19 protein-coding genes are annotated in these 20,284 nt (G+C 69.1%); 9 read left to right on the top strand and 10 right to left on the bottom strand.

Features of this window, described 5'->3' with window-relative positions:
* Nucleotides 1-13 precede the first annotated feature (13 nt).
* The 3 genes from A9G05_RS20840 to tssB all read right to left on the bottom strand — a co-directional run bounded on the left by A9G05_RS20840 (nucleotide 14) and on the right by tssB (nucleotide 2,659).
* Nucleotides 14-511 (bottom strand): Hcp family type VI secretion system effector, encoded by a 498-nt coding sequence (locus A9G05_RS20840; RefSeq protein ID WP_069562764.1) that lies wholly within the window; start codon nucleotides 509-511, stop codon nucleotides 14-16.
* A gap of 82 nt (nucleotides 512-593) precedes the next feature.
* Nucleotides 594-2,072 carry a type VI secretion system contractile sheath large subunit gene (gene tssC, locus A9G05_RS20835; protein WP_069562763.1) on the bottom strand — a complete coding sequence of 493 codons (1,479 nt, stop codon included), beginning with the start codon at nucleotides 2,070-2,072 and terminating at the stop codon, nucleotides 594-596.
* Nucleotides 2,073-2,101: 29 nt separating this feature from the next.
* Nucleotides 2,102-2,659 (bottom strand): type VI secretion system contractile sheath small subunit, encoded by a 558-nt coding sequence (tssB, locus tag A9G05_RS20830; RefSeq protein ID WP_069562762.1) that lies wholly within the window; start codon nucleotides 2,657-2,659, stop codon nucleotides 2,102-2,104.
* A 203-nt stretch (nucleotides 2,660-2,862) separates the two neighbouring features.
* Between tssB and A9G05_RS20825 the strand changes: the two genes are divergently transcribed.
* The 5 genes from A9G05_RS20825 to tssA all read left to right on the top strand — a co-directional run bounded on the left by A9G05_RS20825 (nucleotide 2,863) and on the right by tssA (nucleotide 10,420).
* Nucleotides 2,863-3,339 carry a type VI secretion protein gene (locus A9G05_RS20825; protein WP_069562761.1) on the top strand — a complete coding sequence of 159 codons (477 nt, stop codon included), beginning with the start codon at nucleotides 2,863-2,865 and terminating at the stop codon, nucleotides 3,337-3,339.
* Nucleotides 3,340-3,405: 66 nt separating this feature from the next.
* Entirely contained in the window at nucleotides 3,406-4,740 is a 1,335-nt protein-coding gene (gene tssK, locus A9G05_RS20820; RefSeq protein WP_069562760.1) for a type VI secretion system baseplate subunit TssK, read from the top strand.
* A gap of 18 nt (nucleotides 4,741-4,758) precedes the next feature.
* Nucleotides 4,759-5,529 carry a DotU family type IV/VI secretion system protein gene (locus A9G05_RS20815; protein WP_069562759.1) on the top strand — a complete coding sequence of 257 codons (771 nt, stop codon included), beginning with the start codon at nucleotides 4,759-4,761 and terminating at the stop codon, nucleotides 5,527-5,529.
* On the top strand, nucleotides 5,526-9,347 hold the full coding sequence (locus A9G05_RS20810; RefSeq protein ID WP_069562758.1) for a type VI secretion protein IcmF/TssM N-terminal domain-containing protein: 3,822 nt from the start codon (nucleotides 5,526-5,528) through the stop codon (nucleotides 9,345-9,347). Before A9G05_RS20815 ends, A9G05_RS20810 begins: the two co-directional genes overlap by 4 nt.
* Nucleotides 9,344-10,420: a type VI secretion system protein TssA gene (tssA, locus tag A9G05_RS20805; RefSeq protein WP_069562757.1), complete on the top strand. Its 1,077-nt coding sequence runs from the start codon at nucleotides 9,344-9,346 to the stop codon at nucleotides 10,418-10,420. Before A9G05_RS20810 ends, tssA begins: the two co-directional genes overlap by 4 nt.
* An 8-nt stretch (nucleotides 10,421-10,428) precedes the next feature.
* Here tssA and A9G05_RS20800 read toward each other — a convergent pair whose 3' ends face one another.
* Nucleotides 10,429-10,785 carry a DUF1428 domain-containing protein gene (locus A9G05_RS20800; RefSeq protein ID WP_044403997.1) on the bottom strand — a complete coding sequence of 119 codons (357 nt, stop codon included), beginning with the start codon at nucleotides 10,783-10,785 and terminating at the stop codon, nucleotides 10,429-10,431.
* A 165-nt stretch (nucleotides 10,786-10,950) separates the two neighbouring features.
* Here A9G05_RS20800 and A9G05_RS20795 point away from each other — a divergent pair, with 165 nt between their 5' ends.
* Together A9G05_RS20795 and A9G05_RS20790 are read left to right on the top strand one after the other, a co-directional pair.
* A complete protein-coding gene (locus A9G05_RS20795; protein ID WP_069562756.1) occupies nucleotides 10,951-11,343 on the top strand; it encodes a VOC family protein in 393 nt (130 codons plus the stop codon).
* Nucleotide 11,344: 1 nt separating this feature from the next.
* Nucleotides 11,345-12,076 carry a hypothetical protein gene (locus A9G05_RS20790; protein WP_069562755.1) on the top strand — a complete coding sequence of 244 codons (732 nt, stop codon included), beginning with the start codon at nucleotides 11,345-11,347 and terminating at the stop codon, nucleotides 12,074-12,076.
* A 36-nt stretch (nucleotides 12,077-12,112) separates the two neighbouring features.
* Here the strand turns inward: A9G05_RS20790 and paaK are convergent, their stop codons facing one another.
* The 6 genes from paaK to paaF all read right to left on the bottom strand — a co-directional run bounded on the left by paaK (nucleotide 12,113) and on the right by paaF (nucleotide 18,314).
* Nucleotides 12,113-13,426 carry a phenylacetate--CoA ligase PaaK gene (paaK, locus tag A9G05_RS20785; RefSeq protein ID WP_044404129.1) on the bottom strand — a complete coding sequence of 438 codons (1,314 nt, stop codon included), beginning with the start codon at nucleotides 13,424-13,426 and terminating at the stop codon, nucleotides 12,113-12,115.
* 104 nt (nucleotides 13,427-13,530) lie between these two features.
* Complete coding sequence (gene pcaF, locus A9G05_RS20780; protein WP_218187204.1) at nucleotides 13,531-14,736, bottom strand: 3-oxoadipyl-CoA thiolase; 1,206 nt, start codon at nucleotides 14,734-14,736, stop codon at nucleotides 13,531-13,533.
* A gap of 7 nt (nucleotides 14,737-14,743) precedes the next feature.
* Nucleotides 14,744-15,193 carry a hydroxyphenylacetyl-CoA thioesterase PaaI gene (paaI, locus tag A9G05_RS20775; RefSeq protein WP_069562753.1) on the bottom strand — a complete coding sequence of 150 codons (450 nt, stop codon included), beginning with the start codon at nucleotides 15,191-15,193 and terminating at the stop codon, nucleotides 14,744-14,746.
* Complete coding sequence (gene paaH / locus A9G05_RS20770; RefSeq protein ID WP_069562752.1) at nucleotides 15,180-16,703, bottom strand: 3-hydroxyacyl-CoA dehydrogenase PaaH; 1,524 nt, start codon at nucleotides 16,701-16,703, stop codon at nucleotides 15,180-15,182. Before paaH ends, paaI begins: the two co-directional genes overlap by 14 nt.
* Before the next feature lie 4 nt (nucleotides 16,704-16,707).
* Complete coding sequence (gene paaG, locus A9G05_RS20765) at nucleotides 16,708-17,499, bottom strand: 2-(1,2-epoxy-1,2-dihydrophenyl)acetyl-CoA isomerase PaaG (protein ID WP_044403980.1); 792 nt, start codon at nucleotides 17,497-17,499, stop codon at nucleotides 16,708-16,710.
* Nucleotides 17,500-17,540: 41 nt separating this feature from the next.
* Nucleotides 17,541-18,314 (bottom strand): 2,3-dehydroadipyl-CoA hydratase PaaF, encoded by a 774-nt coding sequence (gene paaF / locus A9G05_RS20760; protein ID WP_069562751.1) that lies wholly within the window; start codon nucleotides 18,312-18,314, stop codon nucleotides 17,541-17,543.
* Between the two features lie 335 nt (nucleotides 18,315-18,649).
* Between paaF and paaY the strand changes: the two genes are divergently transcribed.
* Together paaY and paaX are read left to right on the top strand one after the other, a co-directional pair.
* Nucleotides 18,650-19,246: a phenylacetic acid degradation protein PaaY gene (paaY, locus tag A9G05_RS20755; RefSeq protein WP_069562750.1), complete on the top strand. Its 597-nt coding sequence runs from the start codon at nucleotides 18,650-18,652 to the stop codon at nucleotides 19,244-19,246.
* A gap of 74 nt (nucleotides 19,247-19,320) precedes the next feature.
* The gene (gene paaX, locus A9G05_RS20750; RefSeq protein WP_069562789.1) at nucleotides 19,321-20,244 is read left to right on the top strand and encodes a phenylacetic acid degradation operon negative regulatory protein PaaX; all 924 of its coding nucleotides are present in this window, start codon (nucleotides 19,321-19,323) and stop codon (nucleotides 20,242-20,244) included.
* Nucleotides 20,245-20,284: the final 40 nt, after the last annotated feature.

Raw genomic sequence — 20,284 nt, 5'->3', positions numbered from 1 at the left:
AGCGGCGGCGTCCTTACTTGACGAGCTTGTTGGCGGCCAGGTCCCAGGTGGAGGCGGCGGTGCCTTCCTTGGTGCCGTCGTCCTTCTGCGCGGTGAGCTCCCATTTGATCTTGGTGAAGTTCAGCGAGAGGGTTTCCACCGGCTTGCCGCCGGCACCGCCGCTGACACTGACGTTGGAAAGCACCACGTTGTCGAGGGTGTAGACGATGAAGGGCAGCAGCTTGCCGTCGCTTTCGGATGCGTTGCGGCCGATGGTAATGGTGGCTTTGGTGATGGGCTTGCCGGCGCAGCAGTATTCGTTGAGCGAAGGGGTGGCGGTGTCGACGAACTTGGTGACGGTGAACTCGCCGATGTGCGGCTTGCCGGAGGTGCGTTCCGAGTTGCTGACGTCGTTGGTGACCTGCATCGCCACGTTGTGGCTGTAGGACATCAACTCGATCTTGTCGGTGTAGCCCTCGAGCAGACTGTCGCCTTTGATGTCGTCGCCGAGGTCGAGAATGATGGCATCCATCGCGGATAACTCCTGGGTCTGGAAACGGGGTGGATCATGAGAGAGGCGAGCCCCCGCCGGAGCGGCCGGCAGGGGCGTCGGGTCAGGCCGCTACCGGCGGCGGCAGGCTGGCCACCAGGCGGATCGAGGCGGTCAGCTCCTCCAGTTGGAAGTGCGGGCGCAGGAACACGGTGGCGCGGTAGACGCCCGGCTTGCCGGCGACTTCCGAGACGTCCACGCGGGCTTCGCGCAGCGGGTACTGGGCCTTGATCTCCTGGGGTGCGTTGTCGTTGATCAGCACGTAGTCCGCGATCCAGTTGTTGAGGTAGGTCTGCACGTTGTCGCGGGTCATGAAGCTGCCCACCTTGTCGCGCATGATCACCTTCAGGTAGTGGGCGAAGCGCGAGGCGGCCAGCACGTAAGGCAACATGGCCGAGATGCGTGCGTTGGCGTTGGCCTCGTTGGTGTTGTAGACCTTGGCCTTGTTGGTGGTCTGGCCGCCGAAGAACACTGCCATGTCGGTGTTCTTCTTGTGGCAGAGGGAGATGAAGCCGAGGTCGTTCAGCTCCTTCTCGCGGCGGTCGGTGATCGCCACTTCGGTCGGACACTTCAGCGACAGGTCGCCGGACAGGGTGCGGAAGGTGTGGGCCGGCAGGCCTTCCACCGCGCCACCGCCTTCGGCCCCACGGATCGCCGCGCACCAGCCGTACTTGGCGAAAGCGCTGGTGATGCGCACGGCCAGCAGCCAGGCGGCGTTGCCCCAGAGGTATTTGGAGTGGTCGGTGCCGTTGACGTCCTCGACGTAGTCCATGCCTTCCACCGGCTTGGTGTCCGGGCCGTAGGGCAGGCGCAGGAGGAAGTTTGGCAGCACCAGGGAGACGTAGCGCGAGTCCTCGCTCTCGCGGAAGCTGCGCCACTTGATCAGTTCCAGGCTCTCGAAGATCTTACTGAGGTCACGGGGCACGGCCAGCTCGGTGAAGCTGTTCATGTCGAACAGCTTGGGGTTGGCGGCGGCGATGAAAGGCGCATGGGCCGCGGCGGCGACGTTGGAGAGCTTCTCCAGCAGGGCCACGTCCTGGGGGTGGCGGCCGAAGGCGTAATCGCCCACCAGCAGGCTGAATGGATGCCCGCCGAAGGTGCCGTACTCCTCTTCGTAGATCTTCTTGAACAGCGCGCTCTGGTCGAACTCGACGGCTTTCTCCAGGTCGTTCTGCAGCTCCTTCTGGGTGACGTTGAGCAGGCGCAGCTTCAGGCGGCTGCTGGTCTCTGTCTGGTCCACCAGCATGTGCAGGCCGCGCCAGGAGGCTTCCAGTTTCTGCAGCTCGGGGTGGTGCAGGACTTCGTTGAGCTGGTCGCTGATCAGCTTGTCGATCTGGCTGATGCGGTCGTTGATCATGGCCACGGTGTCCTTGTCGATGGCCATGCCTTCGTCGAGGACCTGGGTGGCGAACTCCGCGAGCATGTCGCGGGCATAGCCCTGCTGGCTCTCGTCGTGGGCCATGCGGCCCTCGGCGATGATGCGGTCGAGCAGGGTCAGGGTCTGGGTCGTGCTCTCGCTGGATGCACCGGCTTCGGTTGCCATTGCGTTGTCTCCGGAAATTCGGGGGTCGGTCAGGCCGGTTCGGCCGGTGCTTCGCCATCGGCTGCGGCGCTGCCTTCAGCAGCCGGCGCTTCGCCTTCGGGGCGTGCGGACTTGATCTCCTGCAGGCCTTCGGTGTTGCTCACCACCTCCTGCAGCAGCTTGTCGAGGTCGTCGTTGCCGTCGAGCTTGGTGAGCAGGTCGCGCAGGCGCTGGCGGGCCTCGTAGAGACGGCGCAGCGGGGTGATCTGCTTGACGATGTTGACCGGGTCGAAGTCGTCGAAATGACGGAAGCGCAGTTCGACGTTGAGCTTGCTGCCGTCGCCGCTGATGGTGTTCTCCACCTGCAGGGTGCTGCGTGGCTCGATGGAGGCGAGCACCTCGTTGAAGTTGTCGCGATCGATCTCGGTGAAGCGACGTTCGATCAGCTTGGGCAGGGGGGTGTCGGGTTTTCCGGAGAGGTCGGCGAGGATGCCGACCACGAGGGGCAGCTCCTTCTTCTCGATGGCGTTGCCGATCTCGACGTCGTAGGTGATCTGGACGCGGGGCGGGCGAATCCGGTCCAGCTTGTGCTGCGTGCTTTCTGCCATGGTGAGGGGGCTCCGATGCAATGCTTCGAGCGCAATGCCTCGGACGCTGCCTGTCATTGCACTCCCTTGCGAGGCCGCCGGAAAGACGCGGCCTGGAGCCGGTGCCTGTCCGTGGCGGTCCTGCGATTCGTCTGTCAGACGAACTATCCAGACACGCTAGAACAGGTTTATAAATTTGCAAACGCAGCCAAGAACGGACCCCCATGAAGCACGGACGTTTCAACTCCCGCCTCCGCATCCTCCTGCTCGCCCTCGCCGTATCGCCCCTGGCCGGCTGCGCCTGGCTGTTCGCGCCGCGCGTCCAGCTCGACGAAGTCACCCTCGATGTCGCCCCCCGTGCCAACGACGACACCCCCCTGGCGGTGGATTTCGTGGCGGTGGACGACCCGGACCTGTTCAAGCTGCTCTCCAGCGTCAACGCGCGGCAGTGGTTCAGCGACCGCGAACAGTACCGCCGCGACTACCGCACGCAGTTTTCCGTGTGGAGCCTGGAGCTGGTTCCGGGGCAGTTGATGCAGGTTCAGGACTTTCCGTTTTCCGGCCGCCGCTCGGCTGGACTTTTGGTCTTCGCCGGCTATAACACACCCGGTGCTCACCGCCTGCGGCTGGATGAGCAGAGCCGTGTGTGGCTCAGGTTCGACAGCCGAGAGATGCGCCTGATGGGTGATGACGGGCGGTGAACCCGAGCCCCTGAAACAGCGGGAAACCGCACTGTGGGATGGTCAAGGATGTCGAAGGGGAGTGGTATGAACGTGTTGCCTGACGCGGTCTGCTGGCATGAGGGCATGCAGTTGCTGCCTCAGCATTTCCAGCTGCAGGGATTGCGCGCCGAAGTCCTCGCCGCCCGTTTCGGTCACGCCGCCAACCCCTGGTTCTGGGGACTCGGCCAACTCGAACTCGACCCCGCCGCGCTCAGTGCCGGCCTCATCCGTGTGTTGGCCCTGGAGGCCATCCTCCCCGACGGCCTGCCGGTGAGCCTGCAGCCCGGCGACGGTGCCACCCTGGAGCTGGATGTCGGTCCCGCCATCGCCGAATCACCCACTGCCAGCACCACCGTCTACCTCGCCATCAACCCCCTCGGCCGCAGCGGCCAGGTGCTGCCGCTGCGCGGTCGCCTGCAGTCCCAGGTGGGCGAGGCGGTGCCGGACCTGGCCAGTGGCGAGCACCCCGAACCTATCCTGGTCTGGCGGCCTGCCGCGCGCCTGGTCACCGACAGCGGCCGGGCCGACTCGGTGTGCCTGCCGCTGTTGCGCATTGCCAAGGAGGGCGGTGGCTTCGTGCGCCAGCCCTATGTCGCGCCGACGCCGCGCATCCTCCCCGAGTCCGACCTCGGCCGCGCGGTGGCCGAACTCTGCGCCCGGGCGCGGGAGAAGTGCCTGTTCCTCGGCGGGCGCCTGCGCCAGGCCGAGCAGGCCGGGCAGGACGACGACCGCGCCGAGATCGGCCGCCAGCTCACCGCGTTGTGGGCACGCCTGCCGGAAGTGGAAGCGGCGCTGAACAGCCGCGTCGCCACCCCGGATCGCCTCCACGGCCTGCTGGTGGGCATGGCCGGCGCCTGGTGCGCGCTGGACCCGGTGGCCGGCGTGCCCGCGTTCGCTCCCCTGGACTACCTGGACCTCAAGCGAGGCTATGACGAGGTGCTCGACTGGCTGGACGTCGTCCTGGCGCGCATCCGCGTCGGCTACCGCTGCCTGCCGTTCCAGAGCCTGGAGCAGGGTTTCGCCATTCAGCTGCCCGACGCCCGTTCCTCCCGCCAGCGCCTGGTGATCGGCCTGCGCATGCCGGCGGGGGCAGGCGAGCAGGGTGCGCTGGACTGGCTCGGCCAGGCCATCATCGCCTCGCAATCGAAGGTCGCCACCCTGGCCCGCCAGCGCATGAGCGGCCTGGGCCACCAGAGCATGAGCCGCGCCGAGCAACTGGCCTACGGCGTGGGCGAGGACACCCGGCTGTTCGTGGTCCAGGCCGCGGGGGAGTGGTTCGACCCGGAGCAGCGCTTCTGCCTGATCGTCCCCGGCCAGGCGGCCCAGGTCGGTCCCTGGCAGGTGGTGCTGTTCGTCAACCAGGACACTGAGACCGCCTGATCAGCCAAGGACGCGCACATGCCCGAAAGGAGTCTGGCCCTTTATCCGCCCGAGTTCGGCGAGGCCCCTCTGAGCCTCGCCTTCCGCGAAGCCTGGCTGGAATGGCGAGGGGCCTGGGACCTGCTGGAAGACCTCGACGACCCCGAGCCGCAGCTGGTGGAGAAAGTGGCCGAGGCCGCCACGCGCATCGTCCGCCGGCTGTGGCGCAGCGGTTTCTCCCGGGTCGGTGATTCCGCCGCGGACCAGGTCAAGGCCTCGGTCTACGCCTTCGTCGCGCTGCTGGATGAAAGCCTCCTGTTCACCTCCTGGCGCGGTCAGTCCACCTGGCAGGAACGTCCACTGGAGATGCGCCTCTACAACTCGCGCAACGCCGGCGAGCGCCTGCCGGGGGCCATCCGTACCCTGTTGCAGACCCGCGCGCCGTCCACCCGCGACCTGGCCAACGTCTACCTGCAATGCCTGGTGCTGGGCTTCCAGGGGCAACTGCGCGGGGAGCGGGGGCGGGTGCTCCACGAACGCTGGCGGCGGGCGCTGTTCACCTTCGCCTGGCAGCGCGAGCCCGATCCTCAGGGGGCCCTGCAGAGCCTGGCGCGGCCGACCCAGGCGGCGCCGCTGCGCTTGCCGCTGCGGCGCACATTGCCTGACGGTTTCCGCCTGACCCTGGCGGTCATCGCCGGTTTCCTGCTGCTGACCGCCGTGGGCCATGGGTTCTGGCGCGACATCCAGTCCGAACTGGAGCCGGTGATGCACCTGGGCCAACTGATCGATGAAAAGGAAGGCGCCGAATGAGCGGCTTCGCCATCGCCCTGACCGTCTTCCTGGTGATCCTCGCGCTGGTGGCCCTCGGCGCCCTCTACTGGTGGCTGCGTACCCAGTCCGGCGCGGCGATCCGCACCTTCTACAACGCCGTGCGCAAGATGGAGCACGACCAGGGCACCCAGGACCGCTACCAGACGCCCTGGCTGATGCTGGTGGGCGACCCCCGCGAGGGCGCGCTGCTGGCCCCGGACTGGCAATTGGCCCCGGTGGGCCGCCCGGCCTGGTTCGGCCGCTGGTGGGCCGACCCGGACGGCAGCCTGCTGGTGGTGCCGCAGAGCCTGTTCCTGCCGGAGGAGGGTGGCACCGCCCCGGCCTTCGTCTGGCGCCGCCTGCTCGGCATGTTGCTGCGCCTGCGCGGCCAGCGCCCGCTGGATGGGGTGATCTGGGTGGTGCCGCTGTCGCGCCTGATGAACGAGGCGCAACTGGCGTCGGACGCCATCACCGCGCGTCGCCGTTTCAGCGAGCTGATGCAGCGCTTGGGCCTGAGCCTGCCGGTGCAGGTGATGGTCACCTGCATGGAGGACATGCCCGGCTTCCTCGAACTGCTCGATGCCCTGCCCGAGGAGGCCCGCGAGCGCCTGCTGGGCTGGGCCTCGCCCCATAGCCTGGACGCCGGCTGGCAGGGCTACTGGCTGGATGACGGCCTCGACCAGGTGATGCAGGCCCTGCAGGCCACGGTGATGGAAGTGGGCGCCCTGCGCGGCGAATTGGGGGAGGACCTGTACGGCCTGCCGGGTCAGTTGGACAGCCTGCGCCCCCACTTGCGAGCGCTGCTGGAGCCGGTGTTCCAGGGCAACACCCAGGGCGAGGCGCCGCGTCTGCGGGGCATCTATTTCAGTGGCGCGCGTGCCCTGGGCGGCCCGGCCGATCCGTGGGCGGTCGGCACGGGCGAGGCCCAACCGCAGCAGCCGGCCTTCGCCGCCGGTCTGTGGCGCCAGCGCTTCCTCGCCGAACAGGGGCTGGCCCAGGCCGTTCCGCGCATCCTCTACCTGCGCCAGCGCTGGCAGCGGGTGACGGCGGTGGTCGCCGGGGTGGTCGGTGTGTGCTGGCTGCTGGGCATGGTCTGGGTCTGGAATGACGGGCGGGAGGATGCCCGTGAGCTGACCCGCCTGGTGCAGGTCACGCAGAACGCCCATGTGCAGCTCAAGGACCCGGCCCGCAGCCAGGAGCAGGCGCGGCGCAATATCCAGGGCTTCTGGAACCTGCTGCGCGAGGCGCCGCGCTGGCATTTTTCCGCGCTGGTCTATCCCACCTCCTGGTTCTCCAGCCAGAACGCGCGCATGGACGAGATGCTGCGCACCCTGGCCCGCAGCGAGGCCCTGTCGCCCGTGCTGCAACTGGAGCAGGTGGAGCTGGAGCGCCTGCTGGCGATCCGCCCGACGGAGCGCCGCACCAATGTCGAGGGCGAGGTACCGGAAGACTGGCCCAACTACGTCAAGGCACGGAACCTGGCCAACGGCGCCGCCGCCCTGGAGCAACAGAACCGCTGGCTGGCCGATGCGCTGTCCGGTGACAAGGGCGTGCTCGAACCCCTGGCACAACTGGCCAACACCACGCTGGGCATGGAGCTGAACAGCGCCAGCCTTCATCGCCGCGCCTACTACGACCAGGTGCTGCGCAACCTGGGTGGGGCCGGGCTGGCACCGCTGGACCTGCGCAATGCGCGCGAGCCGCTGACGGAAAACTTCCAGACCCTGATGAAGCTCTGGCTGACCCAGTACTTCCTGGCGGAGAACTTCGTCGAGCCGGCGGCCTACCTGCGCATCCACCTGGAGAGTCTGCGCCGGGGGCAGGGCAGTTCGCTGGCGGACCTGGAAACCATCCGTGCCCGCATCGCGCGCCTGCAGGACATCCTCGCCCTGACCAACTCCGCCTGGAGCCACACCAATGGCGAGGAACTGGTGCCCGGCTACGGCAACCTGATGCAGACCGTGCGCCAGAGCAGCCTGCTGGGGAGCAGCGTCGAGCAGGGCCTCAACGATGAGGCCAACAAGCTGCGCCGCAGCTTCCATGGGCAGTGGATCGCCGGTAGCGGAAACGACCTGACCCTGCTGCAGCGCCAGGCCGGCAACACCCTGGCCCTGCAGGACCATGTGGTGGCCCTGGACCGCGCCATCGACGACCTGCTGCGGCGGGACTTCACGGTGGCGGCCCTGCGCAAGGACTCGGGCGATGCCAACCCGCGCAGCCTGCGCAACGTCGATGCCCGCGCCCTGACCCAGGCCTTCAGCTACGTGGAGAGCTACCGTGCCTTCGTCGCCAGCGCCATGGCGCCGATCCCCTCGGACTACCGCGAAGGCATGCGCCACGCCGCCGGCGAAGCGGTGGCCCGCGCCGTGTGGGCCAGCCTGGTGGCCTCGCCGGAGCGAGCACCGGGTGCCACCGGGCGGCTCTTCGACGTGCCGGTGGACCAGGCGCAGCAGGTGCTCCAGGCGCTGCGGGAAGTGGGCCGTCACGACCTCGCCGGGAGCCTGCGCGGGCAGCTCACGCGGATGGCCATGGCCGACGTCAACGGCGCGCTGGCCAGCATCGACACCATGCCGCTGTTCACCCAGCGCTACGACATTGCCCAGTGGGACGGCTCCCGCGAGCTGGGCCTGCGCCTGTTCCGCGCCAGCGATGTGCAGGACCTGAAGACCAGCCTCGCCCAGCAATTCGGTGCCATCCAGGGCAGTTGTGAGGGCGCTGCCCCGGCCCTGGCCTGGCTGCAGGACCTGCCCGAGCTGAGCGTCGCCGAGCAGGACCGGGTGCACCGCCTCGCCGCCCTCAGCGAGGAGATGGTCAAGTACAAGGCGCAGAACCCCACCAGCTCGCCGGCCCTGTTCGAGCAACTGGTGGCCCGCGACTTCGTCGAGATGGACCGTGGCTCCTGCCAGCAGGTGCTCACCACCGCCACCCTGTCCACCGGTGCCGGTGACCTGGCGCGCCGCTCCCAGGCGCTGCGCGAGCAGGCCGCCCAGCGTTGCAGCGATCTGCAGCGGCAGCAGGCCGCCCAGGCCTGGGACGCCCTGGCCGTCTACTTCAACCAGTACCTGGCGGGGCGTTTCCCCTTCGCCTACAGCCTGCGGACCGAAGACGCCGATCCGGCCCGGGTGCAGCACCTGGTGGAGCTGATCGACACCCACCTGGCCGCCGCCCGCGAGGGGCTCAAGTGGGGTCAGGCCGCCGACCGGCCTGCCGCCGAGGACTTCCTCACCCGTCTGGAACAGGCGCGGGCCTGGCTCGGGCCGCTGCTGCAGCGCGACAAGTCCGGCGCCCTGGGGCTGGACATGGAGGTGCGCTGGCGCAGCGACCGTGAAAGTGAACGCGGGGCCGACCAGGTGATCGCCTGGTCCCTGCACGCTGCAGATCGCAGCATCGCCTTCCCGGGCGAGCCCGGCCGGCTGCTGTGGAATGCCGGCGAGCCGCTGCACCTGCTGCTGCGCTGGGCCAAGGACAGCGGCCAGCGGCCGGGCATCGACCCGCTGCAACCGAGCATGGCGGTCAACGACCTGGAGGTCGGCTGGGAGTACCGCGGGCCCTGGGCGCTGATGCGCTTGCTGCGCACCCATGTGGTCGCGCAGCGCCAGCCCAGCCCGGACTACACCGACTTCCCGCTGACCCTGCGCGTGCCCGTGCGCGGCGTGACCCAGGGCGAGCCGGAGGCGCTGATGTTCCTGCGCCTGTCGCTGATGGCCCAGGGCGGCAAGCAGCCCCTGTCGCTGCAGCCCTTGCCGGTGCGCGCGCCGCGCTCGCCGTTCGACGGCTGGCGGCCCGATTCCTTCGTCAGTTCCCAGGTAACCCCATGAGTTGGCAACCCACCGGCCCCAGCCTCGACGACCTGCTGGCGCCGATTTCCGACGGCGAACCCTGCGGTGAGAACCTGCGTCACGCCCCCGAGATGGACCGTCTGCGGCAGATGCGTCGCGAGGACGACCCCTCGCTGCCCGAGGGCGTCTGGCAGGCGGAACTCAAGCGCGGTGACTGGGGTGGCGTTGAGGCGCTGGCCGGTGAGCTGCTGTGTCGCCGCAGCAAGGACCTGATGCTCGCCGCCTGGCTCGGCGAGGCCTGGCTGATGCGCCATGGCCTGCATGGCGCTGCCCCGGCCCTGGGCCTGCTGGCCGGGCTCTGGGCGCGCTACCCGGACGACCTGCACCCGCGCGCCGAGGATGACGACCGCTCCTGGCGGGTGGCGCCCCTGGAGTGGGTGGCGCGGCGCTACAGCGAGTTGCTGCTGACCCGCTGTCCGATGCTGGGCGTGGTGGAGGGCGACCTGGCCGAGGTCACCCTGGCCAGTTGGCAGCGCCTCAAGCAGCGCCAGGTCCAGGCCGGCGACAGCAAGGCGGCCAAGGCCGCTGCCGAAGCCGCGCGGCTTGAGCAGAGCAAGCTGGATGAGGCACTGCGGCGCCTGCCCGTCGAGCAGTTCGTCACCCTGGACGCCGAGCTGGGCCAGGCGCTGGCCGAGCTGGCACGCCTCGAGCGCGGCTGCGACGCGTGGCTGGGCGAGTTGGCACCAGGCTTCGGCACGTTGCGCGGTGCCCTGGAAACCCTGCATGCCTTCATCCACGAACGTCTTCCCTATGTCCCCGAGGTGCCGCCCATGCCGTCGCCCGTTTCCACCCCCGAGCACGAGGCCGCACCGGCCACTGCCGCCGTTGCCGCCTTGCCCGTCGGTGCGCCCAGCAGCCGCGAGGAGGCCTACCGGCAACTGGCGCAGATTGCCGACTTCCTGGCCCGTACCGAGCCCCACAGCCCGGTGCCCTATGTGATCCGCCGCGCGGTGGAGTGGGGCCACCAGCCGCTGAGCAGCCTGCTGGACGAGCTGCTCAACGCCGACGCCGAGTCGCGGCGCCTGTGGCAGTTGCTGGGGGTGCTGAGGTAGCGAAGCGGTCAGGCGCTCACCAGCACCTCGAACCCGCCGAAGATCATCCGCTTGCCGTCGAAGGGCATTCCGGCGGGGTCGGTCTTCAGGCGCGGGTCTTCCATGGCCCGTTGCATGCCACTGTCGCGCACGGCCTTCGAGGGCCAGGTGATCCAGGAGAACACCACGGTTTCCTCCGGTTTGCACTGCACGGCCATGGGGAAGGACGTCAGAGTCCCTTCCGGGACGTCATCGCCCCAGCATTCGCAGACGCTGAGGGCGCCGCAGTCCTTGAACACGGTGGCGGCCTGCTCGGCCAGTTCGCGGTAGGCCTCGCGGGAGGCGGTTGGCACGGCCAGTACATAGCCGTCGACGTAGAGGGTCATGGTCGATCTCCTGGGTGGACTCATGGACAGGCGGTACGGCGTGCCTGGATTCATTCGACACGGGTTTCGTCACCCTGCCAAAGCGTGCCGACCAATGGGCCGCTTGTGGGCGCGGCGGTGAGCGAGGAAGATGCCGGGTCTCTTAGCCAACACGGACGTACGACCATGAAACTCGGCTACACCATCCTCTACGTCAGCGACGTACCCGCTTCCCTGGCCTTCTTCGAAGCGGCCTTCGGGCTGCCGACGCGCTTCCTCCACGAGTCCGGCGACTACGGCGAGGTGGAGACCGGCGCCACCACCCTGGCCTTCGCCAACCATGCCCTGGGCGACTACAACTTCCCCGGCGGCCACGTGCGTGCCGACGCTTCCGCCCAGCCGCTGGGCATGGAGATCGGCCTGGTCACCGACGATGTGGCCGCCGCGCACCAGCGCGCGCTGTCGGCAGGTGCTCGCGAGCTGGCCCCGCCAGTGGCACGGCCCTGGGGCCAGGTGGTGTCCTACCTGCGCTGCCCGGACGGCCTGCTGGTGGAACTGTGCACCCCGGTCGGCGGCTGACGTGCGCACACGGCAGCTGGCACTGGGGGCGCTGCTGGGGCTGGCCGCCGGCCCGCTGCTGGCAGCGCCCTACGAGGGCTATGAGGGGTTCTATGCCGGCCTCGGCAGGAACCTGTTCCCGGGTAAGGGGCTCGAGTTGCAGCAGGCCTGCACCGACGAGCCCCGTCATTGCCTGTGGACCAACGCCCTCGGCGTGGCGGCCGAGCGCTACCCGGATGCGCTGTGGAGCGCGCCCGGGGCGCTGGGTAGCGAGGCGCCGGCCGGCTGGCCGGCGCTGGTGTTCGATGGCAGCACCCTGGCGGTGGCCGGGCGCACCTTGTCGCTGGCGGACGCAGTGAACCTCGCCCCGGCGGACTGGGGCGGCATCTCGCCCCAGGACCCGGAATCGCTGGCCTCGGTCACCGCCTGGCAACAGGGCACGGACCTGTGCCTGGAGCTGCACTACAACGGCAGCGGACGCATGGCCCGCTACAGCGGCGTGCTGGTGGTGAGGGGCGGGAACCTGCATGTGCTGCCGCCGCTGTTCGCCGCCTGCGGGGCGGTGCGCGAAGGGGGCAATGGCGTCTTCTTCTATCCCGACACCCACTACCTGGAAGGCCCGGGCGACCTGCCGCCGGGCGTGCAGATGGATTACCGGCGCAGTGACGGAGCCGCCTCGGCCGAAACCTATCGCCTGCGCTTCAGTGAGCCGGACAACCCCTATCGCTTCGTGATCGAGCCCGCGCCCCGCTGAGAACGGGCGCAGGCCCGTTCCCGGCGGCGGCGTGGCTCAGCCGGCCTTGCGCCGATCGTAGACGTGGCAGGCCTTGCCCTCGGAGCGCTTCAGCGAGAAGGGCGGGCGCAGCACCACCCGCGCGCTGATGCCGATGTAGGTCTTGATCAGCTTGCCCAGCTCGCTGCACAGGGCCAGCTCCTGGGCCGTGTTGGCCGGCTCCTGGCCCGGGCGCGGCTCGACGTGGATCTCGATGCCGTCGAGGTTGCCGTCGCGGTAGAGGTGGATCTCGTAGTTCTCCGACAGGGCGCGCACCTTCAGCACCAGTTCCTCCACCTGGGTGGGGAACACGTTCACGCCGCGGATGATCAGCATGTCGTCGCTGCGCCCGGTGATCTTGTCCATGCGCCGCATCGGCCGCGCGGTGCCGGGCAGCAGGCGGGTGAGGTCGCGGGTGCGGTAGCGGATCATCGGCAGCGCCTCCTTGGACAGGGAGGTGAACACCAGCTCGCCGTACTCGCCGTCCGGCAGCACCTGGCCGGTCACCGGGTCGATGATCTCGGGGTAGAAGTGGTCCTCCCAGATGGTCGGGCCGTCCTTGGTCTCGGCGCATTCCATGGCCACGCCCGGGCCCATGATTTCCGAGAGGCCGTAGATGTCCAGCGCGGTGATGCCCATGCGTTCCTCGATGGCGCGGCGCAGCTCGGCCGTCCAGGGTTCGGCACCGAAGATGCCCAGGCGCAGGGGCAGGTCATGGGGATCGATGCCCTGGCGTTCGATCTCGTCCGCCAGGTTCAGCATGTAGGACGGGGTGACCATGATGATGTCGGGCTGGAAGTCGCGGATCAGTTGCACCTGCTTCTCGGTCTGGCCGCCGGACATGGGGATCACCGTGCAGCCCAAGCGCTCGGCGCCGTAGTGGGCGCCCAGGCCGCCGGTGAACAGGCCGTAGCCGTAGGACACATGCACCTTGTCACCCTTGCGCCCCCCGGCCGCACGGATGGAACGCGCCACCACGCCGGCCCAGGTGTCGATGTCGTTGCGGGTGTAGCCCACCACCGTCGGCTTGCCGGTGGTGCCGCTGGAGGCGTGCAGGCGCACCACCTCGCTCTGGGGCACGGCGAACATGCCGTAGGGGTAGTTGTCGCGCAGGTCGTTCTTGCCGGTGAAGGGGAAGCGCGCCAGGTCTTCCAGGGACTGCAGGTCGTCCGGGTGGACGCCCGCCTCGTCGAAGCGGCGGCGGTACAGCGGGACGTTGTCGTAGGCGTGCTTCAGGCTCCAGCGCAGGCGATCCAGCTGGTGCTGGCGCAGTTCGTCGACGCTGGCGGTTTCCATGGGATCGAGCAAGGCGGTGGAGGCGATCGTGTTCATCATGGGTCACTCGAATTGTTGTTGTAGTCGACAGCCGGTGAGGGGCTGCGAGTGCAGGCGAGCAGCATACTCCGCGCTGTTCGCCCGGGCTCGGGCGTAGCGTTTCAGCGCCTTTCGATGACCAGGGCGATGCCCTGGCCGACGCCGATGCACATGGTGCAGAGGGCATAGCGGCCCTGGCGTTCTTCCAGTTCGTGGAGGGCGGTGGTCACCAGGCGCGCGCCGCTCATGCCCAGCGGGTGGCCGAGGGCGATGGCGCCGCCGTTGGGATTGACCCGGGGGTCGTCGTCGGCCACGCCCAGCTCCCGCAGCACGGCCAGGCCCTGGGCGGCGAAGGCTTCGTTGAGTTCGATCACGTCCATGTCGGCCAGGGACAGCCCGGTCAGTTCCAGCACCTTGCGGGTCGCCGGGACCGGGCCGATGCCCATGATGCGCGGCTCCACCCCGGCAGTGGCCATGCCGACCACCCGGGCGCGGGCCTTGAGGCCGTGGCGCCGGGCGGCGGCGGGGCTGGCCAGCAGCAGGGCACAGGCGCCGTCGTTGACGCCCGAGGCGTTGCCGGCGGTGACCGAACCGCCCGGGCGGAAGGGCGTGCCCAGTTTGGCCAGTTGCTCCAGGGTGGTGTCGCCGCGCGGGTGCTCGTCCTGGCTCACCACCTTGGGCGGGCCTTTGCGCTGGGGGATTTCCACGGGGACGATCTCTTTGCCCAGGCGCCCGCTGGCCTGGGCCTCGGCGGCGCGCTGCTGGCTGCGCAGGGCGAAGGCGTCCTGGTCGGCGCGGGAGATGCCGAACTGCTCGGCGACGTTCTCCGCGGTCTCCGGCATGGAGTCGATGCCGAATCCGGCCTGCATCAGCGGGTTGACGAAGCGCCAGCCGATGGTGGTGTCGAAGATCTCCGCCTGGCGGGAGAAGGCGGTGTCGGCCTTGCCCATGACGAAGGGCGCGCGGGACATGGACTCCACCCCGCCGGCGATCATCAGCCCGGCTTCGCCGCAGCGCAGGGCGCGGGCGGCGCTGCCCACGGCGTCGAGGCCGGAGCCGCAGAGACGGTTGAGGGTGGTGCCGGGCACGCTCTGCGGCAGGCCGGCGAGCAGGGCGGCCATGCGGGCGACGTTGCGGTTGTCTTCGCCGGCCTGGTTGGCGCAGCCGTAGATCACGTCGTCGATGGCGCTCCAGTCCAGCTCCGGGTGGCGCGCCATCAGGGCGCGGATCGGCACCGCGCCGAGGTCGTCGGCACGCACGCCGGACAGCGCCCCGGCGTAGCGGCCGATGGGGGTGCGCACGGCGTCGATGATCAGGGCCACGTTCATCTGGACATCACTCATCAGGGGTCTCCTGCGCGAGCACCGTGCCGCGCACTTTGTAGGACTTGCCGTGGAACAGGGCGATCAGTTGCCCGTTCTGGTTCTCGATGCGCACGTCGTAGTTGCCGGTGCGCCCGCTGCGGCTCTGCTCGCTGGCCTGGGCGGTGAGGGTGTCGCCCAGGCGCGCCGGGGCCACGTAGTCGATGCTGCAGCCGATGGCCACGGTGGCTTCGTTGTAGCTGTTGCAGGCGAAGGCGAAGGCCGAGTCGGCCAGGGCGAAGAGGTAGCCGCCGTGGCAGGTGCCGTGGCCCTGGACCATGTCGGCGCGCACGGTCATGCCCATCTGCGCCCGGCCGGGTGCGACGGAGAGCAGGCGCATGCCCATGGCCTGGCTGGCGCTGTCGCGCTCGAACAGGGCGCTGCCGCAGGCCTCCGCCAGGGACAGGGCTTCATGGTTGGTCATGGAAGGTCCTCCCTTCGGCGACGTGGCGGCGCAGCAGCAGCGATGGGCGATAGCGCGCCTCGCCGTAGGCCGCCTGCAGGTTGTCCAGGGTGCGCAGCAGCGCCGCCAGGCCGATGGCGTCGGCCCAGGCCAGCGGGCCCTTGGGGTAATTGACGCCGGCGCGCATGGCCAGGTCGATGTCCGCTGCCGAGCCGACGCCGTGCAGCACCGCATCGGCGCCTTCGTTGGCCAGCATGGCGACGGTGCGCAGCACGGCCAGACCGGGGATGTCGGCCAACGGCGTGGCGGTGATGCCGGCGCGCTGCAGCAGCGCCACGGCCTGGTCGCGGGCGAGGGCGGAGGTGCTGGCGGCCCAGGTGATGCCCAGGCGGCTGGCCTCGGCGTAGTCCAGCGCCAGGTCCAGCAGCATCAGGTTGGCCAGGCCGTCCTCGTGGGCGCGCTGGCTGGCCAGGCGGCCGTCGGAGAGGGCCAGCACGGCATCGCCGACCCGCAGCAGGCCGGCGCCGTCGCGGCGGGTCACCGCCAGGCCGGCGGCCTGCAGGCGCGCCACCAGCGGCTCGGCCACGCCCAGGTGGCCTTCCACCACGCAGCCGTCCACGGTCCGCTCGCTGGAGAGCGCGGCCGGCGTCGGGCGCTGGGCGCCTTCGGTGTAGTCGTAGAAACCACGGCCGCTCTTGCGCCCGAGGCGGCCGGCGTCCACCAGCTCCTTCTGGATCAGCGAGGGCTGGAAACGGAAGTCGCCGTAGTAGGCCTCGAACACCGAGCAGGTGACGGCGTAGTTGACGTCGTGGCCGATCAGGTCGGTGAGTTCGAAGGCACCCATGCGGAAGCCGCCGGCCTCGCGCATCAGGGCGTCGAGGGTGGCGCAGTCGGCGGCGCCTTCCTGCAGCAGGCGCAGGCTTTCCGCATAGAAGGGCCGGGCCACGCGGTTGACGATGAAGCCGGGGGTGGAGCGGGTGTGCACCGGCTGCTTGCCCCAGGCACGCGCGGTGGCGTACAGGGCGTCGGCCAGGGCCGGGTCGCTGGCCAGGCCCGAGACGACTTCCACCAGGGCCATCAGCGGTGCCGGGTTGAAGAAGTGCAGGCCGATCATCCTTCCCGGGTGGGCGAGCCCGGCGGCCAGGGCGGTGATGGACAGCGAGGAGGTGTTGCTGGCGAGGATGCAGGTGGGGCTGCACAGCGCCTCCAGCTGCAGCAGCAGGGCGCGCTTGATCTCCAGGTTCTCGACGATGGCTTCGATCACCAGGCGTGCGTCGGCCAGGGCCTCCAGCGTCTCCGCCGGTTGCAGGCGGGCGACGATGGCCTGGCGCTCGGCGGCATCCAGCTTGCCTTTCTCCACCAGGCGGCCGAGCTGGCGGTCGATACCGTCCACGGCTTGGGCGGCGGCACCGGGGCGGTTGTCGTAGAGCCGCACCGGGTGGCCGGCCTGGGCCGCCACCTGGGCGATGCCGGCGCCCATGGCACCGGTGCCGATCACGGCGACGAGGGACGTTTGGGGCAGGGCGGGCATGGGTTCAGCGTCCTTTGAAGACCGGGGTGCGTTTGGCCATGAAGGCGCTGACGCCTTCGCGGTAGTCCTCGCTGCGACCGGCCAGGCGCTGCAGGTCGCGCTCCAGTTCCAGTTGCTGGTCGAAGCTGTTGTCCAGGCTGGCATTGAGGCTGCGCTTGATCAGCGCCAGGCCGTAGGTCGGCTGGGTGGCCAGGTGACGGGCGAGCTTGAGGGCCTCGTCACGCAGGGCGGCATCGTCCACCACGCGGTGGATCAGCCCCCACTGCTCGGCCTGCTCGGCGCTCAGGCGCTCGCCCAGCAGGGCCAGGGCCTTGGCACGGGCCATGCCCACCAGGCGCGGCAGGGTCCAGGTGCCGCCGGAATCGGGGATCAGGCCGATCTTGCAGAAGGCCTGGATGAAGCTGGCGGAGCGGGCGGCCAGGACCAGGTCGCAGGCCAGGGGGATGTTGGCCCCGGCCCCGGCGGCGACGCCGTTGACGGCGCAGACCACCGGCATGGGCAGGTCGCGCAGGGTGCGGATCAGCGGGTTGTAGAACTGCTCGATGGAGGCCCCCAGGTCCGGTGCCTCGCTGCCGGGGGCGACGTTGCGGTCGGCCAGGTCCTGGCCGGCGCAGAAGCCACGGCCTTCTCCGGTCAGCAGCAGCACGCGCACCGCTGGGTCCTGGCGCACCTGCTTGAGGGCCTCGCGGACTTCGCCGTGCATCTGGGCGTTGAAGCTGTTGAGTTGCTCGGGTCGGTTGAGGCTGAGGGTGGCGACACCCGCCTCGATGGAAAAGAGGATGTGTTCGAAGGTCATGTCTCGGGCGCTCCAGGGCGGCGGGAGAGGGCGGCCAGCGGTTACTGGCCGGTGAAGTCGGGACGGCGCTTTTCCTGGAAGGCACGGATGCCTTCGTCGCGGTCGCGTGTGCCGGCCAGCAGGGTGAAGGCATGGCGCTCGAAGCGCAGGCCACTGGCGAGGTCGGTGTCCTCGGCCTTGAGCACGGCCTCCTTGGCCAGGCGCACGGCCAGCGGCGCCTTCTGGGCGATCAGCCGGGCGATGGCGAGGGCGCGCTCGACGGTGAACTCGGGTTGGGTCACTTCGCTGACCAGCCCGGCGCGCAGGGCGTGGCGGGCGTCGATGGCTTCTCCGGTGAGCACCATCTGCATGGCCAGGGACTTGCCCACGGCGCGCAGCAGGCGCTGGGTACCGCCGGCGCCGGGCATGATCCCGAGGTTGATTTCCGGCTGGCCGAAGCGGGCGTCTTCACCGGCGATGAGGATGTCGGCGTGCATGGCCAGCTCGCAGCCACCACCGAGGCAGAAGCCGTTGACGGCGGCCACCAGCGGTTTGCCGAAGCGGGCGATGCGTTGCCAGTGGGCCTGGCGCGGGTCGTTGAGGATGCCCACCAGGTCGCGCTCGGCCATCTCCTGGATGTCGGCACCGGCGGCGAAGGCCCTGCGGCTGCCGGTGATCACCACCGCGCGGGTGTCGGCGTCCTGCTCGGCCTGGTCCAGTTCGGCAGCCAGCTCGCCGAGCAGCTCGGTGTTCAGCGCATTCAGCGCCTCGGGGCGCTGCAGGGTGATCAGGCGGACACCCAGTTCGGGCGGCAGGACAGCAAGGGTACGAGGCATGACGAACGTCCTCTGGTGCACGCGCGGCTCAGGCATGCCGCTTTTGTTGGTGAGATGGCGTGTGACCCGGGCGTTCGCGACGGGTCGCCATCCGTTGCGGCGGCAGTATAGGCATAACGCGATACAAAACAACAAATCAAAAAATAGAAAGCGTGTCTTAAAAGATCGTGCTTGGTTGTCGTGAAAACCCTTCTACAGGGCTTGTCTGCCTTTATTGATCGTTGATTGGCGGATTGATCGTGATTCCAGCGCTTTTTTGAAGGTGTTTCCATGTGATACAAGAGCTACGTATTTTTGAATCGAATAAGGCTTGAGCCTGAGAAGGAGAAACGCCCATGGCCTGTTACAGCCTGGATGGACTGGTTCCGGTGGTGCACCCCACTGCCTATGTGCACCCGAGCGCGGTGCTGATCGGTGACGTGATCATCGGCCCGCGCTGCTATGTCGGTCCGCTGGCCAGCCTGCGCGGCGACTTCGGGCGCGTCGTTCTGGAGGAGGGCGCCAACATCCAGGACACCTGCGTGATGCATGGCTTCCCCGGCAGCGACACGGTGGTGGCGCGCAACGGCCACATCGGCCACGGCGCGGTGTTGCATGGCTGCCAGATCGGCGAAGACGCCCTGGTGGGCATGAATGCGGTGGTGATGGATGGCGCGCATATCGGCGCACGTTCCTTCGTTTCCGCCACGGCCTTCGTCAAGGCGGGTTTCACCTGCGATGCGCAGTCCCTGGTGATGGGCTCGCCCGCCCAGGTGCGCCGTGTGCTGAGCGATGACGAGGTGGCCTGGAAGCAGGCCGGCACCCGCGAGTACCAGCGCCTGGCCCAGCGCTGCCTGGCGGCGCTCGAACCCTGCGAACCGCTGGCCGAGGTAGAACCCGGCCGGCCGCGCATGAGCGACCCGGGACTGCGGCCCAAGGGCGAGGCGCGCTGATGGGCTCGGACGCCTGTGGCCCCATCGTGAGGCGTGCGGGTATAGTCGGCATCCCTTCACGACCCCGTATGCCCATGACCTCCCTCGTGCCCCTGGACCAGCTCATCACCCGCTTCCAGCAGCAGACTCCCATTCGCGCCAGCTCGCTGATCATGACCCTCTACGGGGATGCCATCGAACCCCACGGCGGCACCGTCTGGCTGGGCAGCCTGATCCAGATGCTGGAGCCCATCGGCATCAACGAACGGTTGATCCGCACCTCGATCTTCCGCCTCACCAAGGACGGCTGGCTGAGTGCCGAGAAGGTCGGGCGGCGCAGCTACTACAGCCTCACCGGCACCGGCCGCCGGCGTTTCGAGAAGGCCTTCAAGCGTGTCTACAGCTCCGGCATCCCGGCCTGGGATGGCTCCTGGCACCTGGTGGTGCTGTCGCAACTGCCCCAGGAGAAGCGCAAGCAGGTGCGCGAGGAGCTGGAATGGCAGGGTTTCGGCGCCATCGCGCCGACCGTGCTGGCCAACCCCCGCTGCGACCGCGTTGACCTCACCACCACCCTGCAGGAGCTGGACGCTCTGGAGGACAGCATCGTCTTCGAGACCAGTGCCCAGGATGTGCTGGCCTCCAAGGCCCTGCGCATGCAGGTGCGCGAAAGCTGGCGGCTGGACGAGCTGGGCGAGCACTACCGCGAGTTCATCCAGTTGTTCCGCCCGCTCTGGCAGGCCCTGCGCGAGCAGGAAAGCCTGGACCCGGAGGACTGCCTGCTGGCCCGCACGCTGCTGATCCACGAATACCGCCGCCTGCTGCTACGCGACCCGCAACTGCCGGACGAACTGCTGCCCAGCGACTGGGAAGGCCGCTCGGCCCGCCAGCTGTGCCGCAACATCTACCGCCTGATCTACGCCAAGGCCGAGGAGTGGCTGAACGCCAACCTGGAAACCGCCGACGGCCCGCTGCCCGACGCCAGCGAAGGCTTCTACCGGCGCTTTGGCGGTCTGCGTTGAGTGGATAGGTCATGGCTGCTTTCGCATTTGGCTCACAGCG

This window comes from Pseudomonas sp. ENNP23 (assembly GCF_001728945.1).
Taxonomy (GTDB): domain Bacteria; phylum Pseudomonadota; class Gammaproteobacteria; order Pseudomonadales; family Pseudomonadaceae; genus Metapseudomonas; species Metapseudomonas otitidis.
The sequence above is the reverse complement of the archived record's forward strand: the minus strand, read 5'-3'. Positions and strand labels throughout refer to the sequence as shown.

Excerpts from the sequence above, each read along its gene's own strand:
- tssB (WP_069562762.1), bottom strand. The coding sequence starts at position 2,659 with ATGGCAGAAAGCACGCAGCACAAGCTGGACCGGATTCGCCCGCCCCGC.
- A9G05_RS20825 (WP_069562761.1), top strand. The coding sequence starts at position 2,863 with ATGAAGCACGGACGTTTCAACTCCCGCCTCCGCATCCTCCTGCTCGCC.
- paaF (WP_069562751.1), bottom strand. The coding sequence starts at position 18,314 with ATGCCTCGTACCCTTGCTGTCCTGCCGCCCGAACTGGGTGTCCGCCTG.
- paaY (WP_069562750.1), top strand. The coding sequence starts at position 18,650 with ATGGCCTGTTACAGCCTGGATGGACTGGTTCCGGTGGTGCACCCCACT.
- tssA (WP_069562757.1), top strand. The coding sequence starts at position 9,344 with ATGAGTTGGCAACCCACCGGCCCCAGCCTCGACGACCTGCTGGCGCCG.
- paaG (WP_044403980.1), bottom strand. The coding sequence starts at position 17,499 with ATGACCTTCGAACACATCCTCTTTTCCATCGAGGCGGGTGTCGCCACC.
- tssK (WP_069562760.1), top strand. The coding sequence starts at position 3,406 with ATGAACGTGTTGCCTGACGCGGTCTGCTGGCATGAGGGCATGCAGTTG.
- A9G05_RS20800 (WP_044403997.1), bottom strand. The coding sequence starts at position 10,785 with ATGACCCTCTACGTCGACGGCTATGTACTGGCCGTGCCAACCGCCTCC.
- tssC (WP_069562763.1), bottom strand. The coding sequence starts at position 2,072 with ATGGCAACCGAAGCCGGTGCATCCAGCGAGAGCACGACCCAGACCCTG.
- A9G05_RS20840 (WP_069562764.1), bottom strand. The coding sequence starts at position 511 with ATGGATGCCATCATTCTCGACCTCGGCGACGACATCAAAGGCGACAGT.
- A9G05_RS20795 (WP_069562756.1), top strand. The coding sequence starts at position 10,951 with ATGAAACTCGGCTACACCATCCTCTACGTCAGCGACGTACCCGCTTCC.
- paaK (WP_044404129.1), bottom strand. The coding sequence starts at position 13,426 with ATGAACACGATCGCCTCCACCGCCTTGCTCGATCCCATGGAAACCGCC.
- A9G05_RS20810 (WP_069562758.1), top strand. The coding sequence starts at position 5,526 with ATGAGCGGCTTCGCCATCGCCCTGACCGTCTTCCTGGTGATCCTCGCG.
- paaI (WP_069562753.1), bottom strand. The coding sequence starts at position 15,193 with ATGACCAACCATGAAGCCCTGTCCCTGGCGGAGGCCTGCGGCAGCGCC.
- paaH (WP_069562752.1), bottom strand. The coding sequence starts at position 16,703 with ATGCCCGCCCTGCCCCAAACGTCCCTCGTCGCCGTGATCGGCACCGGT.
- pcaF (WP_218187204.1), bottom strand. The coding sequence starts at position 14,736 with ATGAACGTGGCCCTGATCATCGACGCCGTGCGCACCCCCATCGGCCGC.
- paaX (WP_069562789.1), top strand. The coding sequence starts at position 19,321 with ATGACCTCCCTCGTGCCCCTGGACCAGCTCATCACCCGCTTCCAGCAG.
- A9G05_RS20815 (WP_069562759.1), top strand. The coding sequence starts at position 4,759 with ATGCCCGAAAGGAGTCTGGCCCTTTATCCGCCCGAGTTCGGCGAGGCC.